This window comes from Pseudomonas sp. LA5, assembly GCF_028640825.1.
GTDB lineage: Bacteria > Pseudomonadota > Gammaproteobacteria > Pseudomonadales > Pseudomonadaceae > Chryseomonas > Chryseomonas aestiva.
Map to the genome: position 1 here is coordinate 64486 of NZ_JAQYZY010000024.1, position 26064 is coordinate 90549.

The 26064-nt window shown below is 66.2% G+C and carries 24 protein-coding genes; 12 read left to right on the forward strand and 12 right to left on the reverse strand.

Features of this window, described 5'->3' with window-relative positions; genetic code table 11:
- Positions 1-63 precede the first annotated feature (63 nt).
- Together PVZ72_RS05095 and PVZ72_RS05100 are read right to left on the reverse strand one after the other, a co-directional pair.
- A complete protein-coding gene (locus PVZ72_RS05095) occupies positions 64-1446 on the reverse strand; it encodes a heavy metal sensor histidine kinase (protein WP_273861353.1) in 1383 nt (460 codons plus the stop codon).
- Positions 1443-2114, reverse strand: a complete 672-nt coding sequence (locus PVZ72_RS05100) for a heavy metal response regulator transcription factor (RefSeq protein WP_093254533.1) — start codon at positions 2112-2114, stop codon at positions 1443-1445. Before PVZ72_RS05100 ends, PVZ72_RS05095 begins: the two co-directional genes overlap by 4 nt.
- 120 nt (positions 2115-2234) lie before the next feature.
- Here PVZ72_RS05100 and PVZ72_RS05105 point away from each other — a divergent pair, with 120 nt between their 5' ends.
- From PVZ72_RS05105 to PVZ72_RS05120, 4 genes are all read left to right on the forward strand, one after another.
- Entirely contained in the window at positions 2235-2846 is a 612-nt protein-coding gene (locus tag PVZ72_RS05105) for a hypothetical protein (protein WP_017640014.1), read from the forward strand.
- A 63-nt stretch (positions 2847-2909) separates the two neighbouring features.
- Positions 2910-3536 carry a cytochrome b/b6 domain-containing protein gene (locus tag PVZ72_RS05110; protein WP_133862660.1) on the forward strand — a complete coding sequence of 209 codons (627 nt, stop codon included), beginning with the start codon at positions 2910-2912 and terminating at the stop codon, positions 3534-3536.
- Positions 3523-4278, forward strand: coding sequence for a molybdopterin-dependent oxidoreductase (locus tag PVZ72_RS05115; protein ID WP_187980039.1), 756 nt, complete (start codon positions 3523-3525; stop codon positions 4276-4278). The genes PVZ72_RS05110 and PVZ72_RS05115 overlap by 14 nt, the downstream gene beginning before the upstream one ends.
- 304 nt (positions 4279-4582) lie before the next feature.
- A complete protein-coding gene (locus PVZ72_RS05120) occupies positions 4583-5464 on the forward strand; it encodes an NAD(P)-dependent oxidoreductase (protein ID WP_273861354.1) in 882 nt (293 codons plus the stop codon).
- 40 nt (positions 5465-5504) lie between these two features.
- Here the strand turns inward: PVZ72_RS05120 and mqo are convergent, their stop codons facing one another.
- Positions 5505-7016 (reverse strand): malate dehydrogenase (quinone), encoded by a 1512-nt coding sequence (gene mqo / locus PVZ72_RS05125; protein WP_273861355.1) that lies wholly within the window; start codon positions 7014-7016, stop codon positions 5505-5507.
- 139 nt (positions 7017-7155) lie between these two features.
- Complete coding sequence (locus tag PVZ72_RS05130) at positions 7156-8064, reverse strand: AEC family transporter (protein WP_273861356.1); 909 nt, start codon at positions 8062-8064, stop codon at positions 7156-7158.
- A gap of 430 nt (positions 8065-8494) precedes the next feature.
- On the opposite strand from PVZ72_RS05130, the gene PVZ72_RS05135 reads away from it, so the two are divergent.
- Positions 8495-9316, forward strand: a complete 822-nt coding sequence (locus tag PVZ72_RS05135) for an AraC family transcriptional regulator (RefSeq protein WP_273861357.1) — start codon at positions 8495-8497, stop codon at positions 9314-9316.
- Here PVZ72_RS05135 and PVZ72_RS05140 read toward each other — a convergent pair.
- Both PVZ72_RS05140 and PVZ72_RS05145 read right to left on the reverse strand, forming a co-directional pair.
- The gene (locus PVZ72_RS05140; RefSeq protein WP_273861358.1) at positions 9302-9889 is read right to left on the reverse strand and encodes a LysE family translocator; all 588 of its coding nucleotides are present in this window, start codon (positions 9887-9889) and stop codon (positions 9302-9304) included. The genes PVZ72_RS05135 and PVZ72_RS05140 overlap by 15 nt on opposite strands.
- Before the next feature lie 202 nt (positions 9890-10091).
- Positions 10092-12314: an ATP-binding protein gene (locus tag PVZ72_RS05145; RefSeq protein ID WP_187980034.1), complete on the reverse strand. Its 2223-nt coding sequence runs from the start codon at positions 12312-12314 to the stop codon at positions 10092-10094.
- Positions 12315-12565: 251 nt separating this feature from the next.
- On the opposite strand from PVZ72_RS05145, the gene tadA reads away from it, so the two are divergent.
- Positions 12566-13069 (forward strand): tRNA adenosine(34) deaminase TadA, encoded by a 504-nt coding sequence (gene tadA, locus PVZ72_RS05150; RefSeq protein ID WP_133862666.1) that lies wholly within the window; start codon positions 12566-12568, stop codon positions 13067-13069.
- On the opposite strand, the gene PVZ72_RS05155 is transcribed toward tadA, so the two are convergent.
- From PVZ72_RS05155 to PVZ72_RS05175, 5 genes are all read right to left on the reverse strand, one after another.
- On the reverse strand, positions 13066-13464 hold the full coding sequence (locus PVZ72_RS05155; protein WP_273861359.1) for a SufE family protein: 399 nt from the start codon (positions 13462-13464) through the stop codon (positions 13066-13068). The two genes, tadA and PVZ72_RS05155, sit on opposite strands and share 4 nt — an antisense overlap.
- Positions 13461-14669 (reverse strand): aminotransferase class V-fold PLP-dependent enzyme, encoded by a 1209-nt coding sequence (locus PVZ72_RS05160; protein WP_133862668.1) that lies wholly within the window; start codon positions 14667-14669, stop codon positions 13461-13463. The genes PVZ72_RS05155 and PVZ72_RS05160 overlap by 4 nt, the downstream gene beginning before the upstream one ends.
- A gap of 50 nt (positions 14670-14719) precedes the next feature.
- Positions 14720-15754, reverse strand: coding sequence for a 2,3,4,5-tetrahydropyridine-2,6-dicarboxylate N-succinyltransferase (gene dapD, locus PVZ72_RS05165; protein ID WP_158892591.1), 1035 nt, complete (start codon positions 15752-15754; stop codon positions 14720-14722).
- Between the two features lie 73 nt (positions 15755-15827).
- Positions 15828-16190, reverse strand: a complete 363-nt coding sequence (locus PVZ72_RS05170) for an ArsC family reductase (protein WP_273861360.1) — start codon at positions 16188-16190, stop codon at positions 15828-15830.
- A gap of 131 nt (positions 16191-16321) precedes the next feature.
- Positions 16322-16762, reverse strand: coding sequence for a YhcB family protein (locus PVZ72_RS05175; protein ID WP_064307427.1), 441 nt, complete (start codon positions 16760-16762; stop codon positions 16322-16324).
- A gap of 185 nt (positions 16763-16947) precedes the next feature.
- On the opposite strand from PVZ72_RS05175, the gene PVZ72_RS05180 reads away from it, so the two are divergent.
- From PVZ72_RS05180 to rpsI, 6 genes are all read left to right on the forward strand, one after another.
- Positions 16948-17583, forward strand: a complete 636-nt coding sequence (locus PVZ72_RS05180) for an alpha/beta hydrolase (RefSeq protein ID WP_273861361.1) — start codon at positions 16948-16950, stop codon at positions 17581-17583.
- A gap of 33 nt (positions 17584-17616) precedes the next feature.
- Entirely contained in the window at positions 17617-18963 is a 1347-nt protein-coding gene (locus PVZ72_RS05185) for a tryptophan--tRNA ligase (RefSeq protein ID WP_187980031.1), read from the forward strand.
- 86 nt (positions 18964-19049) lie between these two features.
- Complete coding sequence (gene zapE, locus PVZ72_RS05190) at positions 19050-20144, forward strand: cell division protein ZapE (protein WP_273861362.1); 1095 nt, start codon at positions 19050-19052, stop codon at positions 20142-20144.
- Positions 20145-20198: 54 nt separating this feature from the next.
- The gene (gene nfi, locus PVZ72_RS05195; RefSeq protein ID WP_273861363.1) at positions 20199-20900 is read left to right on the forward strand and encodes a deoxyribonuclease V; all 702 of its coding nucleotides are present in this window, start codon (positions 20199-20201) and stop codon (positions 20898-20900) included.
- Positions 20901-21107: 207 nt separating this feature from the next.
- Positions 21108-21536 carry a 50S ribosomal protein L13 gene (rplM, locus tag PVZ72_RS05200; protein WP_007160609.1) on the forward strand — a complete coding sequence of 143 codons (429 nt, stop codon included), beginning with the start codon at positions 21108-21110 and terminating at the stop codon, positions 21534-21536.
- A gap of 15 nt (positions 21537-21551) precedes the next feature.
- Complete coding sequence (gene rpsI / locus PVZ72_RS05205; protein ID WP_017640910.1) at positions 21552-21944, forward strand: 30S ribosomal protein S9; 393 nt, start codon at positions 21552-21554, stop codon at positions 21942-21944.
- Between the two features lie 673 nt (positions 21945-22617).
- On the opposite strand, the gene rne is transcribed toward rpsI, so the two are convergent.
- Complete coding sequence (rne, locus tag PVZ72_RS05210) at positions 22618-25914, reverse strand: ribonuclease E (protein ID WP_273861364.1); 3297 nt, start codon at positions 25912-25914, stop codon at positions 22618-22620.
- Positions 25915-26064: the final 150 nt, after the last annotated feature.

The window sequence follows — 26064 nt, forward strand, 5'->3', positions numbered from 1 at the left end:
TGGGCAAGCGGAAAAAGTCCTTTGGTGACGGGCGGTTGCGTGGTTTGAGCGATAGGTCGCGGTTCAGGCTGCCGGGGTCGGGAAGACCAGGCTGAAATGGATGCCCCGTTCATTCTGCTCGACCTCGGCACGACCGCCATGCAGACGCATGATCGCCGCGACGATGGCCAGGCCCAGGCCGTTGGAATCATGGGGTTGATGGCGGGAGGGATCGGCGCGATAGAAGCGGTCGAACAGCCGTTGCAGATGCGCCGGCGCCAGGGCGGGGCCGGTGTTGCTGACGCGAATACGCTCGCCCTCCGCCTGCAGGCGGATCTCGCCATCCGGTTCGGCGTAGCGGATGGCGTTGGCCACCAGGTTGCTCAGGGCGCGGCGCAGCATCAGCGGATCGGCGACCACCTGGCCGCCACCGGCCACCACTAGGCGCAGGCCGCGCTCGTCGGCCGGGCCTTCGAAATAGTCGGCGATGCGCGCCAGTTCTTCGTCCAGTTGCAGCGGCTGCGGGGTCAGCACCGCCTGGGCGTCGTCGGCGCGGGCGAGGAAGAGGATGCTCTCCACCAGCCGCGAGATGCGCTCCAGCTCTTCCAGGTTGGATGCCAGCAGCGTCTGGTAGTCCTCGCTGCTGCGCACCTGACGCAGGGCGACCTCGGTATGGCCCATGAGGGCATTGATCGGGGTGCGGATCTCGTGGGCGAGGTCGGCGGAAAACTGCACCAGCCGGCCATAGCCGTCGGCCAGCCGCGCCAGCATGGCATTGTAGTTTTCCACCAGCGGCTGCAGTTCACGCGGGGCATCGGCCAGCTCCAGGGGCGCGGCCAGTCGGGTCGGGGTGATGCCGCCGGCATGGCGGGCGATGCGCCGCAGCGGCGCCAGGCCGCGCCGCAGCAGCAGATAGCCGAGCCCGGCGGTGGCGAGGAAGGCCAGGGTCACGGCGCCGAGCAGCCCCAGCCGGAAATCGGCCAGGGTGGTGTCCTCGTTGCGCAGCACATGGGCGGCGGTCAGTTCCACCGGGCCTTCGGGGGTGTTGACCGCGACCCGCGCCGCGCGCCAGCGGGTCCCGTCGGCCAACTGGCCTTCGCGCAGATCGGCCCGTGTCGGTCGTCGTGTCTGTGGCACCACGGCCAGGTCGGGGAGGGCGATCTGCAGCGGATTGGAGGCGATCACCGGCTTGGCGCCCGGCGTGCCGATGAGAAAGACGTCCTGCTCGTTGCCCAGCATGTTGGCGAACAGCTGCGGACTGCGGCCCAGGGTTTCCAGCGACAGGTCGGCGCTGAGCAGGCTGCGAAAATGCGCGAGCCGGCCGAGCAGGGCGTAGTCGGCGCGCTCCAGCACGGTACGTTCCAGGCTGTGGTAGAGAAAGGCCCCCGCGCCGCCCACGGCGAGCAGCGCCACCAGGGCGAAACCCAGGGTGGCGCGCAGGATCAGCGAGGGTGACCGCGCGCTCAAGGCCGCACCTCGCAGACGTAGCCGATGCCGCGCACGGTATGGATCAGCTTGACCGGGTAGGGGTTGTCGACCTTGGCGCGCAGCCGCTTGATGGCCACGTCCACCACATTGGTGTCGCTGTCGAAATTCATGTCCCAGACCTCGGCGGCGATCAGGGTGCGCGACAGCACCTCGCCTTCACGGCGCAGCAGCAGGTGCAGCAGGGCGAATTCCTTGTTGGTCAGCACGATGAGGTCGTCACCGCGGGTCACCCGTCGCCGCAGGAGGTCCAGCTGCAGGTCGGCCAGGTGGAAGTGCTCGGGCTCGCGCACCACGCCACGGCGCAGCAGGGTGCGGATGCGCAGCAGCAGCTCGACGAAGGAGAAGGGTTTGACCAGGTAGTCGTCCGCGCCCAGCTCCAGGCCGCGGATGCGATCCTGCAGACCGTCGCGGGCGGTGAGAAAGAGCACTGGCACGTCGAGCTTCTTGCGCAGGACTTCCATGATCTGCCAACCGTCGATGCCGGGCAGCATCACATCGAGGATGACCAGGTCGTAACGGCCGTCCAGCGCCAGGTGCAGGCCGTCGGCGCCGTGCTGGGTCCAGTCGACCGCGTAGCCGGATTCGCCGAGGCCCTTTTTCAGGTACTCGCCGGTCTTCTGGTCGTCTTCGATGAGGAGAATATGCATGACGTCATGGTAGGGCCTCCGGTCGCTTCGCTGGGTGACATTTTTGTCATTCGCCGGTCATCTTGCTGACCCCCCACGCGTCGCACTGTGGCGGGGCGATTCCCTATCCCAGGAGGTTTCATGCGTACCCAGACTCTGCTCCGCGGTTCCCTTGCCCTGCTGCTCGCCAGCAGCGCCCTGCTGGCCCAGGCCGCGCCCATGCCCACCGTCAAGCCCATGCGTGGCACCGTGGACAGCGTCCAGGGCGACACCCTGGCCTTCACCACCCGCAACGGTGCCCACCAGACCCTGATGCTGGATGACAAGACCAGCTACCGCGCCGTGTCCAAGGCCAACCTGGATCGCATCGAAGCCAACAGCTTCATCGGCTCGGCCGCCACGCCGCAGCCCGACGGCACCCTCAAGGCGCTGGAGGTGACGGTGTTCGAGGCCAGCCTGCGCGGCTCCGGCGAAGGCCACTACGGCTGGGAAAACGCCGATGGCAGCACCGGCACCATGACCAACGGCACCGTGGGCGAACTCAAGAAGGCCAACGGCCGCACCCTGACCGTGCAGTACAAGGGCGGCGAGAAGCAGCTGGTGGTGCCGGAAGATGTGCCCATCGCCTATGTCGAGAAGGGCGACCGCAGCCTGCTCAAGCCCGGCGCCAAGGTGGTGCTGTTCCCCGCCGAAGACGGCAAGCACGCCAAGGGCGTGGCCGTAGGTAAGGACGGTTTCACCCCGCCCATGTAAGCCCCACGCGGTCGCCTGGTTTGACGGCGACCGCCTCCATCTCGCGGTGAAGAGGGAAATGTCATGACCACCTCGCGACGGCGCCTGGTGCACCGCTGGCCGGTGCGCCTCACCCATTGGCTCAACGCCCTGGCGATGCCCTGCATGTTCATGAGCGGCTGGGCGATCTACAACGCCTCGCCGCTTTTCCCCTTCACCTTTCCCGCCTGGGCAACCCTTGGCGGCTGGCTGGGCGGCGCCATCGCCTGGCACCTGGCGGTCTTTTGGCTGCTGCTGGTGAATGGCCTGATCTATCTGCTCTATGGCCTTTTCAGCGGCCACTTCCGGCGCGATTTCCTGCCGCTGTCGCCACGCGCCATCGGCCGCGATTTCGTCGCCGCCGCACGGCTGCGCCTGGGTCATCGGCTGGGCACCTACAACGCCGTGCAACGCCTGCTCTACTGGGGCGTGCTGGCCCTTGGGGTGCTGGTAGTGCTCTCGGGCCTGGCCATCTGGAAACCCGTGCAGCTGCAGGGATTGGCCGCTCTGCTCGGCGGTTTCGACACCGCCCGCTACGTGCACTTCTTCGCCATGGCCGGCATCGGCGCCTTCGTCGTCGTGCACCTGGCCCTGGTCATCCTGGTACCCCGCACCCTGCCGCCGATGATCACCGGTCGGGCGCATGAGGAGGTTAACGATGAGTCGGCGTGAACGCCTGCGCCTGGAGCCGGCGCAACAGCGGCAGGTGGAAAATCTGCAACGACGCCTGCTGCTCAAGCAGGGTCTGACGGTGGGCGCCCTGGCCATGCTCAGCGGCTGCAACCTGCAGGACGGCGACAGCGTCGACAAGGTGCTCTGGTCCATGTCGCGCTTCAACGACCGGGTGCAGGCCTGGCTGTTCGGCCGTGAGCGCCTGGCGCCGACCTATGCCGCCAGCCAGATCACCAATCCCTTCCCCTTCAACGCCTTCTACCCCGAATACAACGTTCCGGAAGTGGACCTCAGCGACTATCGCCTGGAGGTCTCCGGCCTGGTTGCCAACAAGCAGGCCTGGACCCTGGAAGACCTGCGCCGCCTGCCGCAACGCGCCGACATTACCCGCTTCATCTGCATTGAGGGCTGGAGCGCCATCGGCCAGTGGGGCGGGGTGCCCCTGCGCACCTTCCTCGAACGCATCGGCGCCGACACCAGCGCCAAGTACGTCGGCTTCAAGTGCGCCGACCGCTATTACTCCAGCATCGACATGGCCTCGGCGCTGCACCCCCAGACCCTGCTGGCGCTGGACTTCGGCGACGTGGCCCTGCCGCCGGACTACGGCTATCCGCTGCGGCTGCGGGTACCCACCAAGCTCGGCTTCAAGAATCCCAAGCACATCCAGGCGCTGTTCGTGACCAACGACTATCCCGGTGGCTACTGGGAAGACCAGGGCTACAACTGGTTCAGCGGCATCTAGGGACAACCTCTGCTGCGCGTCGGCCGAACTGCGTTGAAAAGACCCTGGGTCGCCAGCCCGGCCTAGGCGGCCCCGTCGCAATGCTCATTTACCACTCGTAAACCCGAGCGCGGGTCCGATCCGCTTCCTCAGGTCTTTGATTCGCTGGCGCTCACCCTTCGGGCCAGCCTTTGGCTGTTACTCCCGTTGGTCGTTGCGCCTGGTCTGGCTCTAGCTCGCGAGACGTTGCCCAAGCTTCTGGTGGCGGAACCCCGGCCTGGAGGTAGAGTCGAGATACCACCATCCTCTACCGGGAGCTCCCCTCATGTCCGCTCATCCCTCGATCGGTTTCATCGGCTTCGGCGCCATGGCCCAGCGCATGGGCGCCAACCTGCGCGAGGCCGGTTATACGGTCAGCGCCTATGCCGAACACCAGCAGGACGGCGAGCGCCATGGCACGCCGATGGAATCCCTGGCGACCCTGCTGCCCCAGGCCGAGGCAGTGATCGTCTCCCTGCCCAGCGACGCCATTCTCGAACAGGTGCTGCTCGGCCCCGACGGCGTCCTCGCCCGTCTGGAAAGCGGTCGGCTGCTGATCAACACCAGCACCAATTCGCCCGCGCTGTCGCTGCGTCTGGAAGCGGCCGGCCGGGCCCGCGGTATCGCCGTGGTCGAGGCGCCGGTGTCCGGTAGCACGCCCGAAGCGGAAAAGGCGCAGCTGGTGGTCCTGGCCGCCGGCGAGCCCGAAGCGGTGGAGCGGGCGCGGCCGATCCTCGAAGTCCTGGGCAAGACCGTGCACCACGTCGGTCCGACCGGGCAGGGCGCGGCCATCAAGCTGGCCATCAACGGCCTGATGGGCGCCGGGCTCGCCGCCCTGGCCGAGGCGCTGGCCTATGCCACCCGCGCCGGCCTGGATGCCGAGGTGCTGTTCGAGGTGTTCGGCGACCTGGCGGTGCTCTCGCCCCATCACCAGCGCAAGCTGGCGGCCCTGCGCGATGGCGACTTCGCCCCGCAATTCCCGGCCGCGCTGATGCACAAGGACATGGGCCTCCTGCTGGCCGAACTCAACGCCACCTTCCAGGGCGCGCCGACCCTGGCCGCCGCGGCGCAGCAACTGGCGCTGGGCGCCGAGCTGCATCCGGAGGCCGATTACCTGATCACCGCCGACATCCTGCTGGAAGAAGCCGAAGACGCCGCCACCCGCTGACGGACTTAGCCGCATGCCCAGGCGTGCGGCCAAGGGCGCCTCAGACGTCAGCGATCCCCAGGACCCTGGCGGTTTCGGCGCGACTCTGCCGGCAAGCTGCCGCATCGAACTTCAGGTCGATGCCATAGGTCGGCAGAATGCGCCGCAGCGCCGGCAGCCAGGCGTCTTCGGTGAGACGCTCCGGGAAGCAGGTTTCCAGCACTTCCAGGGCGATGGCCGCTGCCGTCGAGGCACCGGGCGAGGCGCCGAGCAGTGCGGCGATGGATCTGTCCGCGGCGCTCACCAGTTCGGTGCCGAATTCCAGTTCACCCTTCTTGCTCAGCAGGCCGTGCTGACCGGTGGGCTTGATGGTCTGCACCCGCTGCCCGGCCACGGCTTCCTGCCAGTCGCGCTTCAGCGCCAGGGGGAAGAATTGCTGCAGCATGGCGAACTGCTGGTTGGAGCTCTGGAAGATCTGTCCAATCAGGTATTCGGTCAGGTCCACATTGTCCTTGGCCACGTTCAGCAGTGGCAGGATGTTGTCGTGGCGTAGCGAGGTGAAGAGATCGGTCAGGGCACCGTGCTTGAGAAAGCGCGAGGAAAAGCCCGCATAGGGCCCGAACAGCAGCGAGCGCTGGCCGCCGACGATACGGGTATCCAGGTGTGGCACCGACATGGGTGGCGAGCCCGAGGGCGCCTTGCCATAGACCTTGGCCTGGTGCCGTTCGGCCAGTGCCGGGACGTCGCAGCGCAGCCAGATGCCGGAGATGGGAAAGCCGCCGAAGCCGTGGCCTTCCGGAATGCCGGACTTCTGTAGCAGCGGCAGCGAGCCGCCACCGGCGCCGATGAAGACGAACCGGGCGATGACTTCCGTCCGCCCACCGTGCTCGACGTCCTCCACCGTCACCCGCCAGCGACCGCTGTCGGTACGCGCCAGGTCCACCACCCGCTGGTGATAGTGCACGGCGAAACCGGATTGCTGACTGAGCTGGCGCACCAGCAGGTGGGTGAGGGCGCCATAGTCGACGTCGGTCCCGGTCACCATGCGCGTGGCGGCAACCGGCTCGTCGGCACCGCGTCCTTCCATGATCAGCGGTGCCCACTGGGCGATCTGGGCTCCGTCCTCGCTGTATTCCATGCCGTGATAGCAGTGATGGGCGCTCATCGTCCGATAGCGCTCACGCAAGAAGGCGACGTTTTCCGCCCCCCAGACGAAACTCAGGTGCGGGCAGGCGTGGATGAAGGCCTGCGGATCGGGGATGGCGCCCTTGCGAACCAGATGGGCCCACAGCTGGCGCGAGAGATCGAACTGGGTGTTCACCTTGAGCGCCTTGGCGATGTCGACGCTGCCGTCGTCGCGCTGTGGGGTGTAGTTCAGCTCGCAGTTGGCGGCATGGCCGGTCCCGGCGTTGTTCCAGCCCTGGGAGCTCTCCTGGGCGCAATCGTGCAGACTCTCGAACAGGGTCACGCTCAGGCTGGGGTCGAGCTCCTTGAGCAGGGTGCCCAGGGTGGCGCTCATGATGCCGGCGCCGATCAACACGACGTCGGGTGAATCCGTGGAAGATAACGACATGCCAGGTTCCTCGCGGTCAGGGGTTTGATGGTGGCGCAATACGACTGGGCGGCCGAGCGGCCAACAGGCCATGGCGCGCTCCTGCAACCGCTCTGATTTGCCGGGGCTCACGGCTTGCGCCTCGCGAGCCCCCGACGGGCTAGAGCAGGGTGGTCAAGGCGATACCCAGGGCGATACCCGGGATGGCGACCAGGGTGCTGAACAGCACGCTCCGCGCGGCGTCCTCGGTGTAGACGCCGTGGGCCATCGCCAACGTGGGCGCCGCCGTGGCCGCCGGCAGTACGCCGAGCAGGAATACCTGCTGGAGCAGCCCGCCCTGCAGGCCCACGGCCAGGCCGACGCCCAGCATCACCAGCGGTTGCAGCAGGTTCTTCAGGGCCACATTGAGCCCGATGTCGCGATCAAGACGCGGTTGGATGCCGGACAGAATCAGGCCCAGGGTGAACAGCGCGACGCCCCCGGCTGCCCGACCTATCTCGTCCGTCGCCGTCACCAGCAACTGGGGCAGGCGGATACCCAGCAGCGCACAGAGCAATCCCAGCAGCGGCAGGATCACCAGCGGCTGGCGCAGCGCCTTGCCGAGCGCCTGGCGGGCCCCGCCGCCGCTCAACAACAGCAGCGACAGCGGGATGACCACCAGGGTGAAGATCAGGTTGCCGACGATCACCGCCAGCACGGCGGAGGGGCCGATGGCGGCGGTCAGCACCGGCGGCCCGCAATAGGCCATGTTGGGAAAGGCCACCGTGATGCCTCGCATGGCTCCTTCACGCCACGTCCGCCCACCGCGGTAGCGACCCAGTAGCAAGCCCAGCAGCCAGACGCCGATGAGTCCGGTAGCCAGGGTCGCGACATAAGGCAGGTTGAGGATCTGCTCGGGGCGGGTGTGGGCGGCGGCGAGGAACAGAGCGATAGGCAGGGCGAAGGTGACCACGAAGGTTGCCAGGGGCTTGCTTGCCGTCTGCGGCAGCACCTTCCAGCGGCCGGCGCCCCAGCCCAGTAAGGTAACGAAGATGATAGGGGCGAGTGCCTCGGAAATGGTCTCGATCATGAGCGAGGCCCCATGAGAGCCGGGGACACGGCGAAAGACTGGCTGAATGGCGTTGGATCATCGAATGAACAGCAAGGCATCCGAAACTCCTGTGCCCGCCCAGATGCGGGTCTTCGATTGATAGATTCATCGCGGCCTCTTTCCGGGTAGCGCCAGCTTCGAGATACCAGCCGTTACGCCTGAAGGGCTCTGTAATGCGGGTTTACCCTTTCTCTGAGGGCAAAGTGAAACGTTTGTTTATATCTGTTAGTGCGACATTTTGTCGCATATAGACCTTTGTCGGATTCCCTAGGCGGTCGCGTCATGTCTTCGCCGAAGTCGGCGCAAGACCACCCGCCCAGCCGGGTGCAGCGCAAGCGAGCGTCCGCTAAGCTGGCTGGCCTGGCCGGATACTGGTGTCCAGCGGAAATACCCGGTGCAAGGAGACGGCATGACAGCGACCACCTCACGCTTCTGGCGCGATCCCGCGCTGCCCTTCCTCGAAGCCCGTTCCATCCAGGACGGCCGCGCGCTCTGCTATGCCCCGCATTCCCACGAGACCTTCTCCATAGGTACCGTGCTGGGTGGGCGCAGTCGCTATCACAACGGCTCGACCCGCGAACTGGTGGGGGCGGGCACCCTGGTGCTGATGAATCCCGGTGACGTCCATGCCTGCAATCCGCAGGGCGAGGACGCCTGGCGCTATCGCATGCTGCACGTGGACGCCGGCTGGCTGGCCGAGCTGCAGCGCCCGGGGGCTGACGACTTCCAGCCGCTGGCCGTACAGCTGTCCCGTGACGGCCAGCTGTACGCCGGTCTGGAAGCCCTGCATGCCTGCCTGATCGACCCGGATAGCCTCACCCTGCAGCGCCAGAGTCAGGCGCTGCTGTATTTCGAGGCCGTACTGGCGCGCCTGGGGCGTACCCCGGTCGCGGCAGCGCGGGCCCGCGAGGATCGCCGCCTGAGGCGCGCCGCCGAATTTCTCGATGCCCACTGCAGCGAGGGTGTCAGCCTGGATCAGCTCAGCCAGGTGGCGGATCTCTCGCCCACCCAGCTGATTCGCAGCTTTCGCCGGCGCTATGGCCTGACGCCCCATGCCTACCTTATCGACCGGCGCATTCGCCTGGCACGGCAACACCTGCGTCAGGGCGATGGCCTGGCCGAGGTCGCCCTGGCCACCGGCTTCGCTGACCAGGCCCATCTGCAGCGCACCTTCAAGCGCCTGGTGGCGGCCACCCCCGGTCAGTACCGCGCCGCGTCAGCCCTCCCATAGCAGCGAAGCGGCGCACAGCACCAGCAGCGCCGCGAGGGCGCGATTGAACAGGCGCAGGCGGGCCGCCGACGGTGAATGGCCGCGCAGCCATTGGCCGGCCACGGCCCAGCAGGCCAGGGAGGCGAAGCAGATCACCAGGTAAAGACCGGCGAACAGCATCAGACGCCCGCGATCTTCGCCGACGAACAGCGCCACCCCGGCCGCGGCGGCGAGCCAGGCCTTGGGATTGAGCCACTGCAGCAGGGCGCCGTCGCGAAAGCCCGGGCAGGCGGCCACCGCGCCACTGCCCAGGTCTCCCGCGGCCCGTGCCAGTTTCCACGCCAGGTACAGCAGGAAGAGCGCGCCGGCCATACGCAGGATCCACAGCAGCGCCGGCCAGGCGGCCAGTACCTGGTGCAGGCCGAGGCCGACTGCCAGCAGCAGGACGACGAAGCCCAGGGTGGCGCCGGCGACATGCCACAGGGCCGGTCGCCAGCCATGGACAAGGCCGGTGTTGAAGCCCACCAGATTGACCGGGCCAGGAGAAAGGGATGCCACCAGGGCAAAGGCGGCCATGGACAGGATCAGGGTCATCGCAAGGTCTCGACAGTTGTGGAGACCTGAACCTAGCGAGGGCGACCCCTGGCGGTATTGAAGAAAATGACCCTTCCGACCCGACGAAAGGCGGGAATTCGCAGCGTTTCGCTGACGTCCATTACAGCGAGCTTAGCGCTCCCCCGGTGGTTTCAACGTCGCTGTCGGCCACCGGGGCTTTCTCTTTTCGGATCCTGGCGCGCTAGGGTGCGATAGGCAGGGTAAATCTGAAGGTGCTGCCCTGACCCAGGGCGCTGGTGACGCTCAACTCACCGCCGTGGGCCTCGACGATGCCCTTGGCGATGTACAGTCCCAGGCCGTGACCGGTGGGATTGTCTTCCTGTACGTGCCAGAAGCGCTCGAATACCCGTGCCTGTTGCGCCTGATTCATGCCGCGGCCGTTGTCGGTCACGCTGATCTCGGCCAGGTTGCCGATCTGGCGCATGCTGAGTTGCACCAGACCACCTGGCGCGGTGAACTTGATGGCATTGCCCAGCAGGTTCATCAGCACCTGGAAGATGCGCTCGGCTTCCACCAGCACCTGGAGATCCGGATCGGCGGCGTATTCCAGACTGATGTTCTTGATCTCCGCCAGTGGCCGCGACAGCAGGATGGGTTGCGCGCAGACGTCCGCCAGGCGCGCCGGGTTGAGGTTCAGTGCCAGGCGATCCGACTCGATCTTCGACAGGTCCAGCAGGTCGCTGATCAGGGCGTTCATGCGGTTGGCCGCGGTCTCTATCACCTGCAGCGAACTGGGCAGGCGGTCATCGCCCAGCGCCAGCTTTTCCAGTTGGCGCTGCAGCATCCCGACCTTCATCAGGATGATGGTGATGGGGCTGCGCAGGTCATGGGAAACCGCCGCGACGATCTCGTCGCGCAGGCGCACCGCCTGGCGTTCGCGTTCGACCTGGCGCGCCAGGTCCAGCTCGATGGCCGAGCGGCGCAGGTCCTTGGCGGCAAACAGATCGGCCGGGCGCCAGCGCTCCGAGCGCAGGCGGACCAGTTCCTTCCAGGCATCGAAGGAACGCCGCGGATGCGGATAGTTGAGCCCCGGGCCCGGCGTGGGCGACGTGGCTTCAAGCTTGGCCGGATTACCACTCCAGACCACGGTGGTGACGATCTCCGGGCGGAACCAGAGCACCAGATTGCGCACCGGCTTGGGCAGCGCCAGTGCCAGGACGCCGCTGACCCGATCGCTGTAGCGACGGGCCTCGGGCAGTTCGTCGGCCAGGCAGCGGGTCGCATAGATGCCCGAGGCATCCATCTCGGCCGTCACCCAGGCGGCGAGGATGCGAATGTCTTCCGCGCTCGGGCATTCGCCCAGGGTGCTGAGCTCATCCTCCACCAGCACCGCGACACCGGCGGCATTCACCAGCTCCAGGAGATCGGTGGGTCTTTCGCTGAGGCCACTGAGTACCTCGCCACGGCTGTCGCACATGCCCTGGATCAGCGCCGCCAGTTGCGCCTCGCGCGCATCGATCTCGCGTTGCACCTGGCGGTTTTCCAGCGCGCGAATCATCAGCGACACCAGCACCCCGACCGAGCGGCAGGCCATCCGGGTACGGAAGGGCAGATAGAGCGGTTCGCGATGGCCACAGCTGATCAGCCCCCAGAGCTTGTCGTCGCTGATCAGCGATACGCTCATGGACGCACGCAGGCCCTGGTTGCGCACGTACTGACAATGGATGGGCGATACGCTGCGCAGCACGGCGTGGGTGAGGTCGATCGGATCCCGCCCGGTGCCATGCAGAAAGGCCGGTACCAGCGGGACCGCCTCGTACTGAGCGTCGGGGATGTTGCGAATCCAGTTCTCGTGATAGAGCGCGCGGGCCTGGGCAGGAATATCGGCCGCCGGAAAGTGCATGCCCAGATAGCTGTCGATGTCGTCGACCCGGTCCTCGGTCACCACCTGGCCATCGCCGCCGTCATCGAAGCGATAGACCACCACCCGATCGAAGCCGGTGAGGGCACGCACCTCGCGCACCGCACCTTCGCACAGCTCAGGCAGGGTGCGAGCCTGCTGCAGGCGGGCCAGGGCGCGCGCCAGCCCGGCGGGCTCGACACCGCCATGGTCGTCCGGCTCGAATTCCAGAAACACCAGGCCGCGGCTGCGATGCAGGATCACGTCCATGTCGCGGACCGGACGTGTCCAGCTCAGCGGATTGGCTTCTTCCAGATGCTCCAGGGTCAACGCCTGCCGCACCTGCTCGAACAGCTCGAGCGGCAGCACCTGCTGCAGTGGCCGACCCAGCAGCTCGACCTGCGGCTTGCCCAGCAACTCGGGCAGATTGCGGCTGACATGCTTGGTCAGCCACTCCGCCTCATCGAAGGCGATGAGGTAACCGTGTGCCTGGATGGCGCCTGGAATGCGGATCGGCTCGCTTTCGCAGCTTTGCAGCGACTGACCGGAAGGTGCAGCAATCATGCGACTGTCTCAGATGAACTCTTGAATAGGACCGCACCAAGGCGGTCCTGTTAAAGCTTTAGCACCGAATGGCTGTGAATGTGATGCCGATCACGCACGGCTCCCAGACCTCGCACCAGTTTCGCATCGGCTGTATCCGATAACCATTATTGCGATCATTTTTTGCCGAAGGATTCATTCTTGGTGTCGGATCCCATGGCTGGCCTCCCGGGCTGACGGCGGTATCATGGCGCTTTGCGCAGAGTTCAGTCATGGCCCGCTTCCGCCCCTTGCCCATCATCGATCGCAGCCGGGATGACCTGTTCATGCGCGAGGCCCTGGTCCTGGCAGAGCAGGGCGCCGGGCAGGGCGAGGTGCCGGTCGGAGCCGTGGTGGTGCTCGACGGAGAGGTCATCGGCCGCGGTTTCAATCGGCCCATCGGTGCTCACGATCCCAGCGCCCATGCCGAGATGGAGGCCATCCGCGATGCCGCCACGCGTCTGGCCAATTACCGGCTGCCCGGCGCGACGCTCTATGTGACGCTTGAGCCCTGCAGCATGTGCGCCGGCCTCATCGTCCACAGTCGCATCCAGCGGCTGGTCTATGGCGCCAGCGAGCCACGCGCCGGCATGGCCCAGAGTCGCGGGCGCTTCTTCGAGCAGGACTTTCTCAATCACCGGGTCCTGGTGGAAGGCGGGGTACTGGCCGAGGCCTGTGGCCAGGTACTGACCGAATTCTTCCGCGCGCGGCGCAATCCCGCGGCCAGCGAAGGCTAGGCCGCCAGTTCGTGCATCCGCGTGAGCACGGCGTTCAGGCCGTTGCTGCGCGATTGCGACAGCTGCCGTTCCAGCCCGAGTTCGCCCAGCCAGCCGTGGATGTCGAGGCGGCCCAGCTCTTCGCGGGTCAGGCCATTGGCGCGCACCAGCACCACGGCGAGCAGTCCCTTGAGCACCCGGGATTCGCTGCTGGCGCGAAAGAAATGACGATCACCCTGGGCTTCATGGGTCAGGCGCACCCGACTCTCGCAGCCTTGCACCAGATCCTCGTCGCGTTCCGCGAGCACCGCCGGCAGGCGCTCGGCCCACTGCAGCAGCAGTCGCGAGCGCGCTTCCCAGCCCTTGGCGATGATGAAGGCGCGGCGGGCTTCCGCCGCATCGGGAAGCAGATTCATCGCAGCAGCTCCAGGGCGTTGTCGAGGGCAGTGAAAAAGCGCTGCAGGTCCTCGGCATCGTTGTACAGGCCAAGGGAGACCCGCAGCGCACCGGGGGTCTGCAGGGTCTGGAACAGCGGCATGGCGCAGTGCTGACCGGCGCGCACCGCTATGCCCTGTTCACCCAGCAGGTGAGAGAGGTCGCCGACATCGATGCCCGCGACCTGGAAGCTGGCCAGGGCGATCTGGGGTTCACCCAGCACCTGGACGCCGTCGCGGGCGGCCAGCCCGGCCAGGAGCTTCAGACTGAGCGCCTGCTCGTGGCCGCGGATCAGCGTCTCGTCCTGACCCTGTAGCCAGTCGACCGCGGCGCCCAGGGCGATGGCCGCGCCTATGGGCGGCGTCCCGGCTTCGAAGCCCATGGGCGCGGCATGAAAGCGGGCGTCGGTGAAGGTGGTGTGCTGCACCATCTCGCCGCCGAACTGCCACGGCTTGAGCCGCGCCAGGCCAGCGGCCTTGCCCCAGAGCACGCCGATGGCCTCGGGGGCATAGAGCTTGTGCCCGGAAAAGACATAGAAGTCGGCGTCGAAGTCGCCCGGGCGATGACGGCCATGGACCGCGCCCTGGGCGCCGTCCACCACCAGCCAGGCCGGCGAGCGCGCCCGTACCAGGGCCGCGAGTTCCGCCAGTGGCTGCCAGGTGCCGAGCACATTGGACAGCTGGCTGACCGCGACCACGCGCGTTCGTGGGCCCAGCAGCCGCTCGGCGGCTTCCAGGTCCAGATGACCGCTCGGGGTCAGCGGGATGACCCTGAGTTCAAGGCCCCGACGCCGGGCCAGCTGCTGCCAGGGCAGCAGATTGGCATGGTGCTCAAGGGCGCTGATGAGAATCTCGTCACCCGCCGCGCAGGCGTCTTCCAGCCCATAGGCCAGCAGATTGAGGGCTTCGGTCGCGCCGCGGGTCAGCACCACCTCGTGCGGCGCGGCCGCGCCCAGCCAGGCGGCGATCCGTCCACGGGCGCCTTCGTAGGCAGCGGTGGTCCGCTCGGCGGCCCAGTGCTGGGCGCGGTGCACATTGGCTGCACCCAGGCTGTAGCTGGCCAGCAGGGCATCCAGCACCACCTGGGGCTTCTGCGCCGTGGCGGCGCTGTCGAGGTAGGTGATGCCGTCGGCGGCGAAGGCGGTGAAAGCCGGAAACTCGGCTCTCCAGGGAGAGGGTAGCGACATGGCGACAGCTCCGGGGTAGCCCGCGTGAGGCAGGCTGCCCGGTTGTGGACTCAGTTGTGCGCGTGCAGCGCTTCGTTGAGTTCGATGGCGGTCTTGTTGGTCTTGCACTCGACCGCGCCGGTTTCCGAATTGCGGCGCAGCAGCAGGTCGCTCTGACCGGCCAGTTCGCGCGCCTTGACCACCCGTACCAGCTGGTTCTGGTCATCCAGCACGGCGACCTTGGTACCCGCGGTCACATAGAGGCCGGATTCCACGGTGCAGCGGTCGCCCAGCGGGATGCCGATGCCGGCGTTGGCCCCGATCAGGCAGCCTTCGCCGACGCTGATGATGATGTTGCCACCGCCCGACAGGGTGCCCATGGTCGAGCAGCCGCCGCCCAGGTCCGAGCCCTTGCCGACGAACACGCCCGCGGAGACGCGGCCTTCGATCATGCCCGGGCCGGCGGTACCGGCGTTGAAGTTGACGAAGCCTTCGTGCATCACCGTGGTGCCTTCACCCACATAGGCACCCAGGCGCACGCGGGCGGTATCGGCGATACGCACGCCGGCCGGCACCACGTAGTCGGTCATCTTGGGGAATTTGTCCACCGAGAAGACTTCCAGCAGCTTGCCGCGCAGACGGGCTTCCAGCTGCTCGGCCGGCAGCTCGGCCAGGTCCACGGCGCCCTGGTTGGTCCAGGCCACGTTGGGCAGCAGGGCGAAGATGCCGGTCAGGTTCAGCCCATGGGGCTTGACCAGGCGATGGGACAGCAGATGCAGCTTCAGGTAGGCCTCGGGGGTAGAAGCGGGTGCGGCGTCTTCGGCCAGCAGGGTGGCCACCAGCGGCTTGTTGCTTTCCGCCAGGCGGGTCAGCAGCGCCGACTGCACGGCATCGATGCCCTTGAGGGCTTCGGCCAGACCGCGGGCCTGGGCCGGAGCGAAGGCGATGGCCTGGTTGCCACCCTGGTACTCCAGCAGTGGCGCGACCGCCTCGACCAGCGCTGCCGGGGGATTCAGCAGAGGCTGTGCATAGAAGACTTCCAGCCAGGCGTCCTGGCGATTCTGGGTGCCGACACCGAAGGCGATACTGAAGAGGGCATTCGACATGTGACTGTTCCTTTGCAAAGGCACCGATCCGGTCGGTGCGAGATGTGCGGTAGTGGGGGCGGTGGCCGCGGAGTCAGTTCAGGGCCGCGGCATAGAGCTCGGGCTTGAAGCCCAGCAGGGTACGGTCGCCGAGATCGAGCACGGGTCGCTTGATCATCGAAGGCTGCGCCAGCATCAGGTCGATGGCCCTGACGGTATCGAGGTCGGCCTTCTGGGCGTCGTCGAGCTTGCGGAAGGTGGTGCCGGCGCGATTGAGCACCTTGTCCCAGCCATGTTCCGCGCACCAGGCCGCCAGCCGTTCGCGGTCGATGCCGCTCTGCTTGTAGTCATGGAAGTGATAGGCCTGGCCATGCTCATCAAGCCATTGGCGGGCCTTCTTCATGGTGTCACAGGCCTTGATGCCGTAGAGGCTCAGGCCACTGGCCGCTGCGGGCATGGCGTTCTCCTGCGAAAGACTGCAACCGCAGATTATGCCATGACGGGCCGGAAAAGGGCCGGGCGTCGCGCCCCGAGTGACGAGGGCAGGCGCCGGAAAGCAGAGGGCCGGGGAGTCCCCGGCCTTGGCGATCAACCGCGGCTTTTCACGCCGTAGGTTTCGTCGAGGGTGCCGGGGGTGCCGTCACCTTTGGGCGCATAGTCCCGCGGCGCTTCGGTCGGACCGTCGATGCGCTCGCGACTGGACGGGTAACGCTGCTCGGCGCTGTGCAGCGAGGCCAGCAGGTGCTGACGGGTCAGCTCGTCCTGGGCCAGACGCTCGGCGCCTTCGGACAGGTGCGACTGCATGTCCTGGTAGGTCTGGGTGAGCTTGCGCACCAGGCCGGCGGTGGTGCTGAAGTGGCTGGTGACCTCGTGCTGGTAGTCGTCGAACTTCTTCTGCAGGTCATCCAGCTGGCGCTGCACGCGGCTCGGCGCGGCACCCGGCACCAGGCGCGCCAGCAGAAAACCTATCCCGACCCCGATCAGCAGCGCGATCAGGGGCAACAACCAGGTAGTGAGCGACTGTTCCACGAAACTTCCTCTATGAGCGGCTTTGCTTTACGGTAACGGCAGACCGGCGAGCCTGTACACTGGGTTGCGTCATCTGCCATTCGCTGGGCGTCATCATACCCCGCAGTCAGGCATCGCGCAGGATCGACCCTATCAAAATCAACTCTTTGGATGAGCACTGTTCGTCCGGGATCACGGAGTCAAGCGTGTCAGCCCGTGAACAAACCCTGCTGCTGGAGGGCCCCGCCGGCACTCTGGAAGCGCTGTACCAGAGCCCGGATGCCGCCACCGGCGCGGTCCTGCTCTGTCATCCCCATCCGCTCCATGGCGGCGCCATGCAGAACAAGGTGGTCGCCACCCTGCAGCGCATCGCCCGGGACGCCGGCCAGGCGACCCTCAGATTCAACTTTCGTGGCGTCGGCGCCAGCACCGGCGTGCATGCCGGCGGTGAAGGCGAGATCGACGATGCCGCGGCCGCTGTGGCCTGGTTGCGCGACCGCCACCCCGACCTGCCGCTGACCCTCTGCGGTTTCTCCTTCGGTTCCTATGTCGCCGCCTGCCTGGGCGGCCGCCTGGAAGGCGAAGGCGTGGCGGTGGAACGGCTGTTCATGCTGGCGCCGCCGGTGGAGCGTTTCGCGGTCGACGGTCGCCTGCCACAGCGGGCGCGCCTCACGGTGATCCAGCCCGAAGCCGACGAGGTGGTGACCCCCGAGCGGGTCTACGCCTGGTCCGCCGCGCTCGAACAGCCGCACGAATTGCTTCGCGTCGCCGAGTGCAGTCATTTCTTCCATGGCAAACTCGTCGAACTCAAAGATCTGGTCCTGCCGCGCCTGCAGGCCTGACCCTCGTTAGTCTCTCGGATTCCCAGCGCCTCCATGACCACTCGCATTCTCACTGGCATCACCACCACCGGCACCCCGCACCTGGGCAACTACGCCGGGGCCATCCGTCCCGCCATCCGCGCCAGTCTGGCCGCCGATGCCGACTCCTTCTATTTCCTCGCCGACTACCATGCCCTGATCAAGTGCGACGACCCCGCGCGCATCCAGCGTTCGCGCCTGGAGATCGCCGCCACCTGGCTGGCCAGCGGCCTGGATCCGGAGCGGGTGACCTTCTATCGCCAGTCCGACATCCCCGAGATCCCCGAACTGACCTGGCTGCTCACCTGCGTCGCGGGCAAGGGCCTGCTCAATCGCGCCCATGCCTACAAGGCCGCGGTCGACCGCAACCTGGAACAGGGCGAAGACCCCGACGCGGGCGTGACCATGGGCCTCTACAGCTACCCGGTGCTGATGGCCGCGGACATCCTCATGTTCAATGCCCTGCGCGTGCCGGTCGGGCGTGACCAGATCCAGCACGTGGAGATGGCCCGCGACATCGGTCAGCGCTTCAATCACCTGTTCGGCAACGGGCGCGACTATTTCGCCCTGCCCGAGGCGGTCATCGAGGAAAGCGTCTCCACCTTGCCCGGTCTCGATGGCCGCAAGATGTCGAAGAGCTACGACAACACCATCCCGCTGTTCGGCAGCGCCAAGCAGCTCAAGGACGCCATCGCCCGGATCGTCACCGACTCGCGCCTGCCCGGCGAGCCCAAGGATCCTGACAGCGCCCATCTCTTCGCCCTCTACCAGGCCTTCGCTACCCCCGAGCAGAGCGCGGCCTTCCGCGCGGCCCTGCAGGATGGCCTGGCCTGGGGCGAAGCCAAGGGTCAGCTGTTCGAGGTACTGGATGCCGAGCTGGGCGAAGCCCGCGAGCGCTATGCGGCGCTGATCGCCCGTCCCGACGATCTGGAAGACATCCTGCTGGCCGGCGCCGCCAAGGCCCGCCGCGATGCCACGCCCTTCCTCGGCGAACTGCGCGAAGCCGTGGGCCTGCGCTCGCTCAAGACCCAGGTCGCTGCCGGCAGCACCAAGAAGAAGGCCAGCAAGACCGCTCGCTTCGTCAGCTTCCGTGAAGGCGATAGCTTCCGGTTCCGCCTGCTCGACGCCGACGGCACTGAACTGGCGCTGTCGATCCCCTTCGCCGAAGCCAAGACCGCCGGCATCACCAGCAAGCAGCTGGTCGCGACGCCGGCCAGTGTCGTGGCAGGCGAGGGCAACGGCTTCCAGCTGCTGCTGGACGATCAGGTGATGGCTGAGGGCGTCGCCAGCGATTCCCCCGCCGCGCGCGATGCCCTGATCGAGCGCACTCGGGCCGCGCTCGCACAACTGGCCGAGTCCTAAAGGGCACCCGTGGTCCCCGGCGTTGTCAACGCCAGGGACCGCCATTACAGTGACCACCCTTTTTTCCCACCCGACCAGAAGCCGCCATGACCCCCCTCGAGCGTTACCAGGCCGACCTCAAGCGCCCGGAGTTTTTCTACGATGCTGCCCAGGAAGAGGCCGTCCGCCATCTGCAGCGCCTCTATGACGAATTGCTCGTCGAGCCCGCGTCCAAGGGTGGCCTGTTCGGCAAGCTGCTCGGGCGCAAGACGGTCACGCCGGTCAAGGGGCTGTATTTCTGGGGTGGGGTAGGGCGTGGCAAGACCTACCTGGTCGATACCTTCTATGACGCCCTGCCGTTCAAGCAGAAGATGCGCACCCACTTCCACCGCTTCATGAAGCGCGTGCATGAAGAGCTGCGCACCCTCAAGGGCGAGAAGAATCCCCTGACCATCATCGCCCGGCGCTTCGCCGACGAGGCGCGGGTGATCTGCTTCGACGAATTCTTCGTTTCCGACATCACCGACGCCATGATCCTGGCGACCCTGCTCGAAGAGCTGTTCAAGAACGGCGTAAGTCTGGTCGCCACCTCGAACATCGTACCCGACGGCCTCTACAAGGACGGCCTGCAGCGCGCGCGCTTCCTGCCGGCCATCGCGCTGCTCAAGGAACATACCGAGATCGTCAACGTCGACAGCGGTGTGGACTATCGTCTGCGTGCTCTGGAGCAGGCCCAGCTCTTTCACTATCCGCTGAGCGACGAGGTCGAGGCGGCGATGGCCAAGAGCTTCCGTTCGCTCACCGTCGAGTGCAACGACCTCTGCGAAAACGTGCCGCTGATGATCGAGAATCGCGAGATCCGCGCTCGCCGCACCTGCGAAGACGTCGCCTGGTTTGATTTCCGCGCCCTTTGCGACGGTCCGCGCAGCCAGAACGACTACATCGAGCTGGGCAAGATCTTCCAGACGGTGCTGGTCAGCAATGTCGAGCAGATGGATGCGCTCAAGGACGACATGGCACGACGCTTCATCAACTTGGTCGATGAGTTCTACGATCGTCAGGTCAAGCTGATCCTGTCTGCCGAGGTCGAGCTCAAGGACCTCTATTCCGGTGGCCGCCTGGAGTTCGAATTCCAGCGCACCCTCAGTCGCCTGCTGGAAATGCAGTCCCACGAATACCTGGCGCGTCCGCACAAGCCGTGAACCCTGCCTGGGTTGAGGGATCAACCCCTTGACCCAGGTTTTCGGGAGGTACGCGTGAATTCCGATCCCTTCGCCGATTGGGATGGCTCGCCCACTCAGGCGCGCATCCTGCAAAGGCAACTCGCCAGGCAGGTCCTGCTGCACGACGACTTCGGCTCACCGCGGCGTTACGCCGGTGTCGATGTAGGTTTCGAAGAGGGCGGCGAGATCACCCGTGCGGTGGCCGTCCTGCTGGATGCCGAGACCCTCCAGCCGCTGGCCCATGCCGTCGCGCGCATCCCCACGGTGATGCCCTATGTCCCGGGACTGCTGTCCTTTCGGGAACTCCCTGCACTGCTCCAGGCGCTGGCGGAATTGCCGGAGACTCCCGATCTGGTGTTCTGCGATGGCCACGGCATCGCCCACCCGCGCCGGCTGGGCATCGCCGCTCATCTGGGTGTGGTCACCGGTCTGCCGACGATCGGTGTGGCCAAGAAAATCCTTACCGGCCACCACGGCGAACTCGCCGAGACGCGCGGCAGCCAGGTCGACTTGCTGGATCGCGAGGGTGGGGTGATAGGTACGGTGCTGCGCAGCAAGGATCGGGTCAGGCCGCTGATCGTGTCGCCCGGGCACCGGGTCGGTCTGGCCACTGCACCCGCGCTGGTCATGGCCTGCGTAAGGCGTCACCGCCTGCCGGAACCCACGCGACTGGCAGACCACCTGGCCTCACGCCGTCAGGGTTCGGCGGCTACCCAGGCGCTATTTCCCTTCTGATTCTCTGCTTGCTTTTTTACCCTGAGCGGGTATCATGCCGCAGCTTTCTTGGCGGGGGATGCCTAAGCCTGCCGAGATCGCCGTAGCGGACGCCGACCCGAGCCCCCGAAGAGCGTCTGTTTCCGGCTGCCCCCGACTTGTCTGGGGTTGCACTGTTGTGTAGAATTTGCCGTCTTTTTACCAGGGCGGCCTCTGAGGCCATAGAGAATGAAAACTTTCACCGCAAAACCGGAAACCGTTAAGCGCGACTGGTACGTCGTCGACGCTGCTGGCCAGACTCTGGGTCGTCTGGCTACTGAAATTGCCACTCGCCTGCGTGGCAAGCACAAGCCCGAATACACCCCTCACGTTGACACCGGCGACTACATCGTCGTCATCAACGCCGAGCAGGTTCGTGTGACCGGTGCCAAGACTACCGACAAGATGTACTACCATCACTCCGGTTTCCCGGGTGGCATCAAGTCGATCAACTTCGAAAAGCTGATCGCCCGTGCTCCCGAGCGCGTCATCGAGACCGCCGTCAAGGGTATGCTGCCGAAGAACCCGCTGGGCCGCGACATGTATCGCAAGCTCAAGGTGTACAAGGGTGCGAACCATCCGCACACCGCTCAGCAGCCCCAAGAACTCAAGTTTTAATCGGGATAGTACAACATGTCGGCAACTCAAAATTACGGTACCGGCCGTCGTAAGACTGCCACCGCTCGTGTCTTCCTCCGTCCGGGCACTGGCAAGATCTCCATCAACGATCGCGCTCTGGACACCTTCTTCGGCCGCGAAACCGCGCGCATGGTCGTGCGTCAGCCCCTAGAGCTGACCGAGACCCTGGAGAAGTTCGACATCTACGTTACCGTCGCTGGCGGTGGTGTGAGCGGTCAGGCCGGTGCTATCCGTCACGGCATTACCCGCGCTCTGATCGAGTACGACGAAGGCTACCGCAGCTCCCTGCGCAAAGCCGGTTACGTCACTCGTGACGCCCGTGAAGTCGAGCGTAAGAAAGTCGGTCTGCGCAAAGCGCGTAAGCGTCCGCAGTACTCCAAGCGTTAATCCTTCGGGATACGCTCGAAAAACCCAGCCAATGGCTGGGTTTTTTTATGCCCAGGATTTTTCCCGCATGGGCGCTGGAGCCTCCGGCAGACAGGCTATCTCGCCCGGCGTTGGGCTTCGCTTCGCTGCGCTCAGCACCAACCTACCCGGTATGCCGAGGCATGGTAGGTTGGGCTGAGTCGGCTCCACCGCCGAAGCCCAACAGTCCGGCCATTCCTTCCGGCGTTGGGCTTCGCTGCGCTCAGCGCCAACCTACCGGCTATGCCGGGGCACCGCAGGTTGGGTTGAGGCGGTTCCATCGTCGAAGCCCGGCAGCCTTGGTTATCTCGCCAGCGTTGGGCTTTGCTGCGCTCTACCCAGTATGCGGGGCACCGTAGGTTGGGTTGAGGCGGCTCCATCGCCGAGGCCCAACAGTCCTGCTATCGCGCCAGTGTTGGGCTTCGCCGCGCTCAGCATCAACCTACACAGTATGCAGGGGGCCGTAGGTGGGTTGAGGCAGCCCCGGCGTGGGGGTTGGCACGAAGGTCATCTTCCCCTGCTTCTGGCTCAGTGCTCGCCTTCGCGAGGCTGCTATGGCATGTCCAGGGTGGCGTCGAGCGCGTACCGGCGCCTGTACGGATTCCAGGCATAAAAAAAGAGGCGCCTAGGCGCCCCTTTTCATGGGTGGCTGAGATCAGCCGGGATGATTTTCCCGGGAGTCCTTGAGCTTGCGATCGAGTTCGGCCTGAGTGGCCTCGTCCTCTTTCACGGCATCGGCCTTGGGCGCTTCGTCAGTGACACTGTCCTGACCGGTCAGGGCGACACTGGCCGCTTCTTCCTGGGCAGGGCTGGGTACGACCTCGACGGGCTCTTCCACCACGATCGGTGCCGACTCGGCCTCGGCTGCGGGCAGCTCCTCGGTCGCCTGGGCGGGCTGGACCTCGGGCGCCTGCTGCGGCTCCACGGTGCCTACCGCTGCGGTAGCGAAGGTTTCCTCGGTTTCGGCTATGGCGCCCAGCGCGGGTGCCTCGGCCTGCTGCTCGGGCTGGCTGGCGCGAGCGGCTTCAGCTTCACGAGCCATGCGCTCACGGCGACGACGCTCGCGCGGGTCGTTGGAGGCGCGGCCTGCGGCCGACTCTGCGGTTTCAGCTTCGACCGGTGCGGTAGGAATGGCGGCAGGGGTCGCGACCGGGGCGATCTGCTCGGCGGCAGGTGCGGCAATTTCCACTTCCTGGTGCGGCGCACGCTCGTCCTGCAGCTGGCTCACGTCGGGCGTGAGGATCTCCGGCTGGGCCGGCGCTTCGGCGGCAGGCTGCTCCACCGCGGTTTCCCGGGTGACTTCAGCGACAGGGGTGTCGGCAGCAGCCACTGGCTCCTGCTGATGAGCCTCACGAGCCGCTTCCTGGGTGGCGACGGCAGTCACGCTCTCGCTCACCACGACAGCGGTGCCCAGAGCTATGGCGGCGGGCGCTACAGGGGCATCGGTACCCGGCTCTTCGTCTTCGATGAAGTTGCCATTGGCATCGCGCTGACGCTCACGACGGTTGCTGCGGCGACGCTGACCGCGGGAACGGCGACGCGGACGCTCTTCGCCTTCTTCCAGCTCGTCATTGCCTTCCAGTACTTCTTCTTCGTTCAGCTCTTCGGCACTGGCCGCTTCCTGACGCTCTTCGCGAGCCTTGCGCTCCTCGCGGGGCTGACGCTCTTCACGTGGCTTGCGTTCCTCGCGAGGCTGACGCTCCTCACGCGGCTGGCGCTCTTCGCGAGCCGGACGCTCTTCGGCACTCACGCGCTCTTCGCGCGGCTGGCGCTCTTCACGGGGTTGACGCTCTTCACGGGGTTGACGCTCTTCACGCGGCTGACGCTCTTCGCGAGAGGCGCGCTCCTCACGGGGCTGACGCTCTTCGCGAGCCGGGCGGTCTTCGCGCGGCTGGCGTTCTTCACGCGGTTGACGCTCTTCGCGAGTGGCGCGCTCTTCGCGGGGCTGACGCTCTTCGCGAGCCGGGCGGTCTTCACGGGCCTGACGCTCCTCGCGGGGCTGACGCTCTTCCCGCGGCTTGCGCTCTTCACGGGCCGGGCGCTCGCTGCGCTCGCCACGATCGGCGCGGGGCTGACGCTCTTCGCGCGGCTTGCGCTCGTCGTCACGACGACCTTCGCGGCGGCGATTCTGCTGACGGCCGTTGCGGCGCTCGTCCTGGCTGCGCTGCTCGTCGCTGCTCTTGGCGGCGACCGGCGCGGCAACGGCCTTGTCGGCCATGGGCTGCTCTTCGGTCTTGCCGGCGAACAGGCTGACCAGGGACTTGACCAGGCCCTTGAACAGATTGGGCTCGGCGGTGGCCTTGGCTGCAGGGGCGACGGGCGCCACGACTTCGGCCGTGACCGGGGTGGGGGCCGGTGCGCGCTCGGGCGCAACCTTCACCGCTGCTTCCTGGCGCACCAGGGTGCGGGTGGAGCTGACCGGCTGCACCTCTTCGGCTTCGGTGTTGGCCATCTCGTAGCTGGACTGGCTGTTCAGCAGCTCGGGATTGTCGTCACGCAGACGCTGCACTTCGAAGTGCGGGGTCTCGATGTGATCGTCCGGCAGGATGATGATGCGCACGCGGGTGCGCAGCTCGATCTTGGTGATGCTGTTGCGCTTCTCGTTGAGCAGGAAGGACGCGACCTGGATGGGTACGTGGGCACGAACCTCGGCGGTGCGATCCTTGAGGGCTTCTTCCTCGATCAGGCGCAGGATGGCCAGCGACAGGGATTCCACGTCGCGGATGATGCCCTGGCCGTTGCAGCGGGGGCAGACGATGCCGCTGGTTTCGCGCAGGGAAGGGCGCAGGCGCTGGCGGGACATTTCCAGCAGGCCGAAGCGGGAGATGCGACCGATCTGCACGCGGGCGCGGTCGGCTTCCAGGGCTTCGCGGACGCGATCTTCCACGGCGCGCTGGTTCTTGACCGGGGTCATGTCGATGAAGTCGATGACGATCAGGCCGCCGATGTCGCGCAGGCGCAGCTGGCGGGCGATTTCCTCAGCCGCTTCCAGGTTGGTCTGCAGGGCGGTTTCTTCGATGTCGCCGCCCTTGGTGGCGCGCGCCGAGTTGATGTCGATGGACACCAGGGCTTCGGTGGGGTCGATGACGATGGAGCCGCCCGAGGGCAGCTTCACTTCGCGCTGGAAGGCGGTCTCGATCTGGCTTTCGATCTGGAAGCGATTGAACAGCGGGACGCTGTCCTGGTACAGCTTGATCTTGCTGGCGTACTGCGGCATCACCTGGCGGATGAAGCTCAGGGCTTCTTCCTGGGCTTCGACGCTGTCGACCAGCACCTCGCCGATGTCCTGGCGCAGGTAGTCGCGGATGGCGCGAATGATGACGTTGCTTTCCTGATAGATCAGGAAGGGACCCTTGCGCTCGCCCGAGGCTTCGTTGATGGCGGACCAGAGTTGCAGCAGGTAGTCGAGGTCCCACTGCAGTTCTTCGGTGCTGCGACCGAGACCGGCGGTGCGCACGATCAGACCCATGTCGCCCGGGGCGTTCAGGCCGTTCAGGGCTTCGCGCAGTTCGTTGCGCTCTTCACCCTCGATGCGACGGGAGATGCCGCCCGCGCGGGGATTGTTGGGCATCAGCACCAGGTAGCGACCGGCGAGGCTGATGAAGGTGGTCAGGGCGGCGCCCTTGTTGCCGCGCTCTTCCTTTTCGACCTGGACGACTACTTCCTGGCCTTCGGAGAGCACTTCCTTGATGTTGACGCGGCCTTCCGGGTTCTTCTTGAAGTATTCCCGGGAGATTTCCTTCAGCGGGAGGAAGCCGTGGCGGTCGGCGCCGAAGTCGACGAAGGCGGCTTCCAGGCTGGGCTCGATGCGGGTGATGCGACCTTTGTAGATGTTGGCCTTTTTTTGTTCGCGGGCTCCGGACTCGATGTCCAGATCGAACAGACGTTGACCGTCGACCAGGGCAACCCGCAATTCCTCGGGCTGGGTCGCGTTGATGAGCATTCTTTTCATGTAATACCACTACGTTCCAGGCTCTCGGCCCACGTGGTGGCAACAGGATTCAGGAGAAGGGTGCACGGGGTCGTATCGAAGCCGGTCCAAGCCGGCCTTCGTGTCCAGCAGCAGGCCCGGGGGCGTGCCGCGACTACGTCTCCTGCAGGC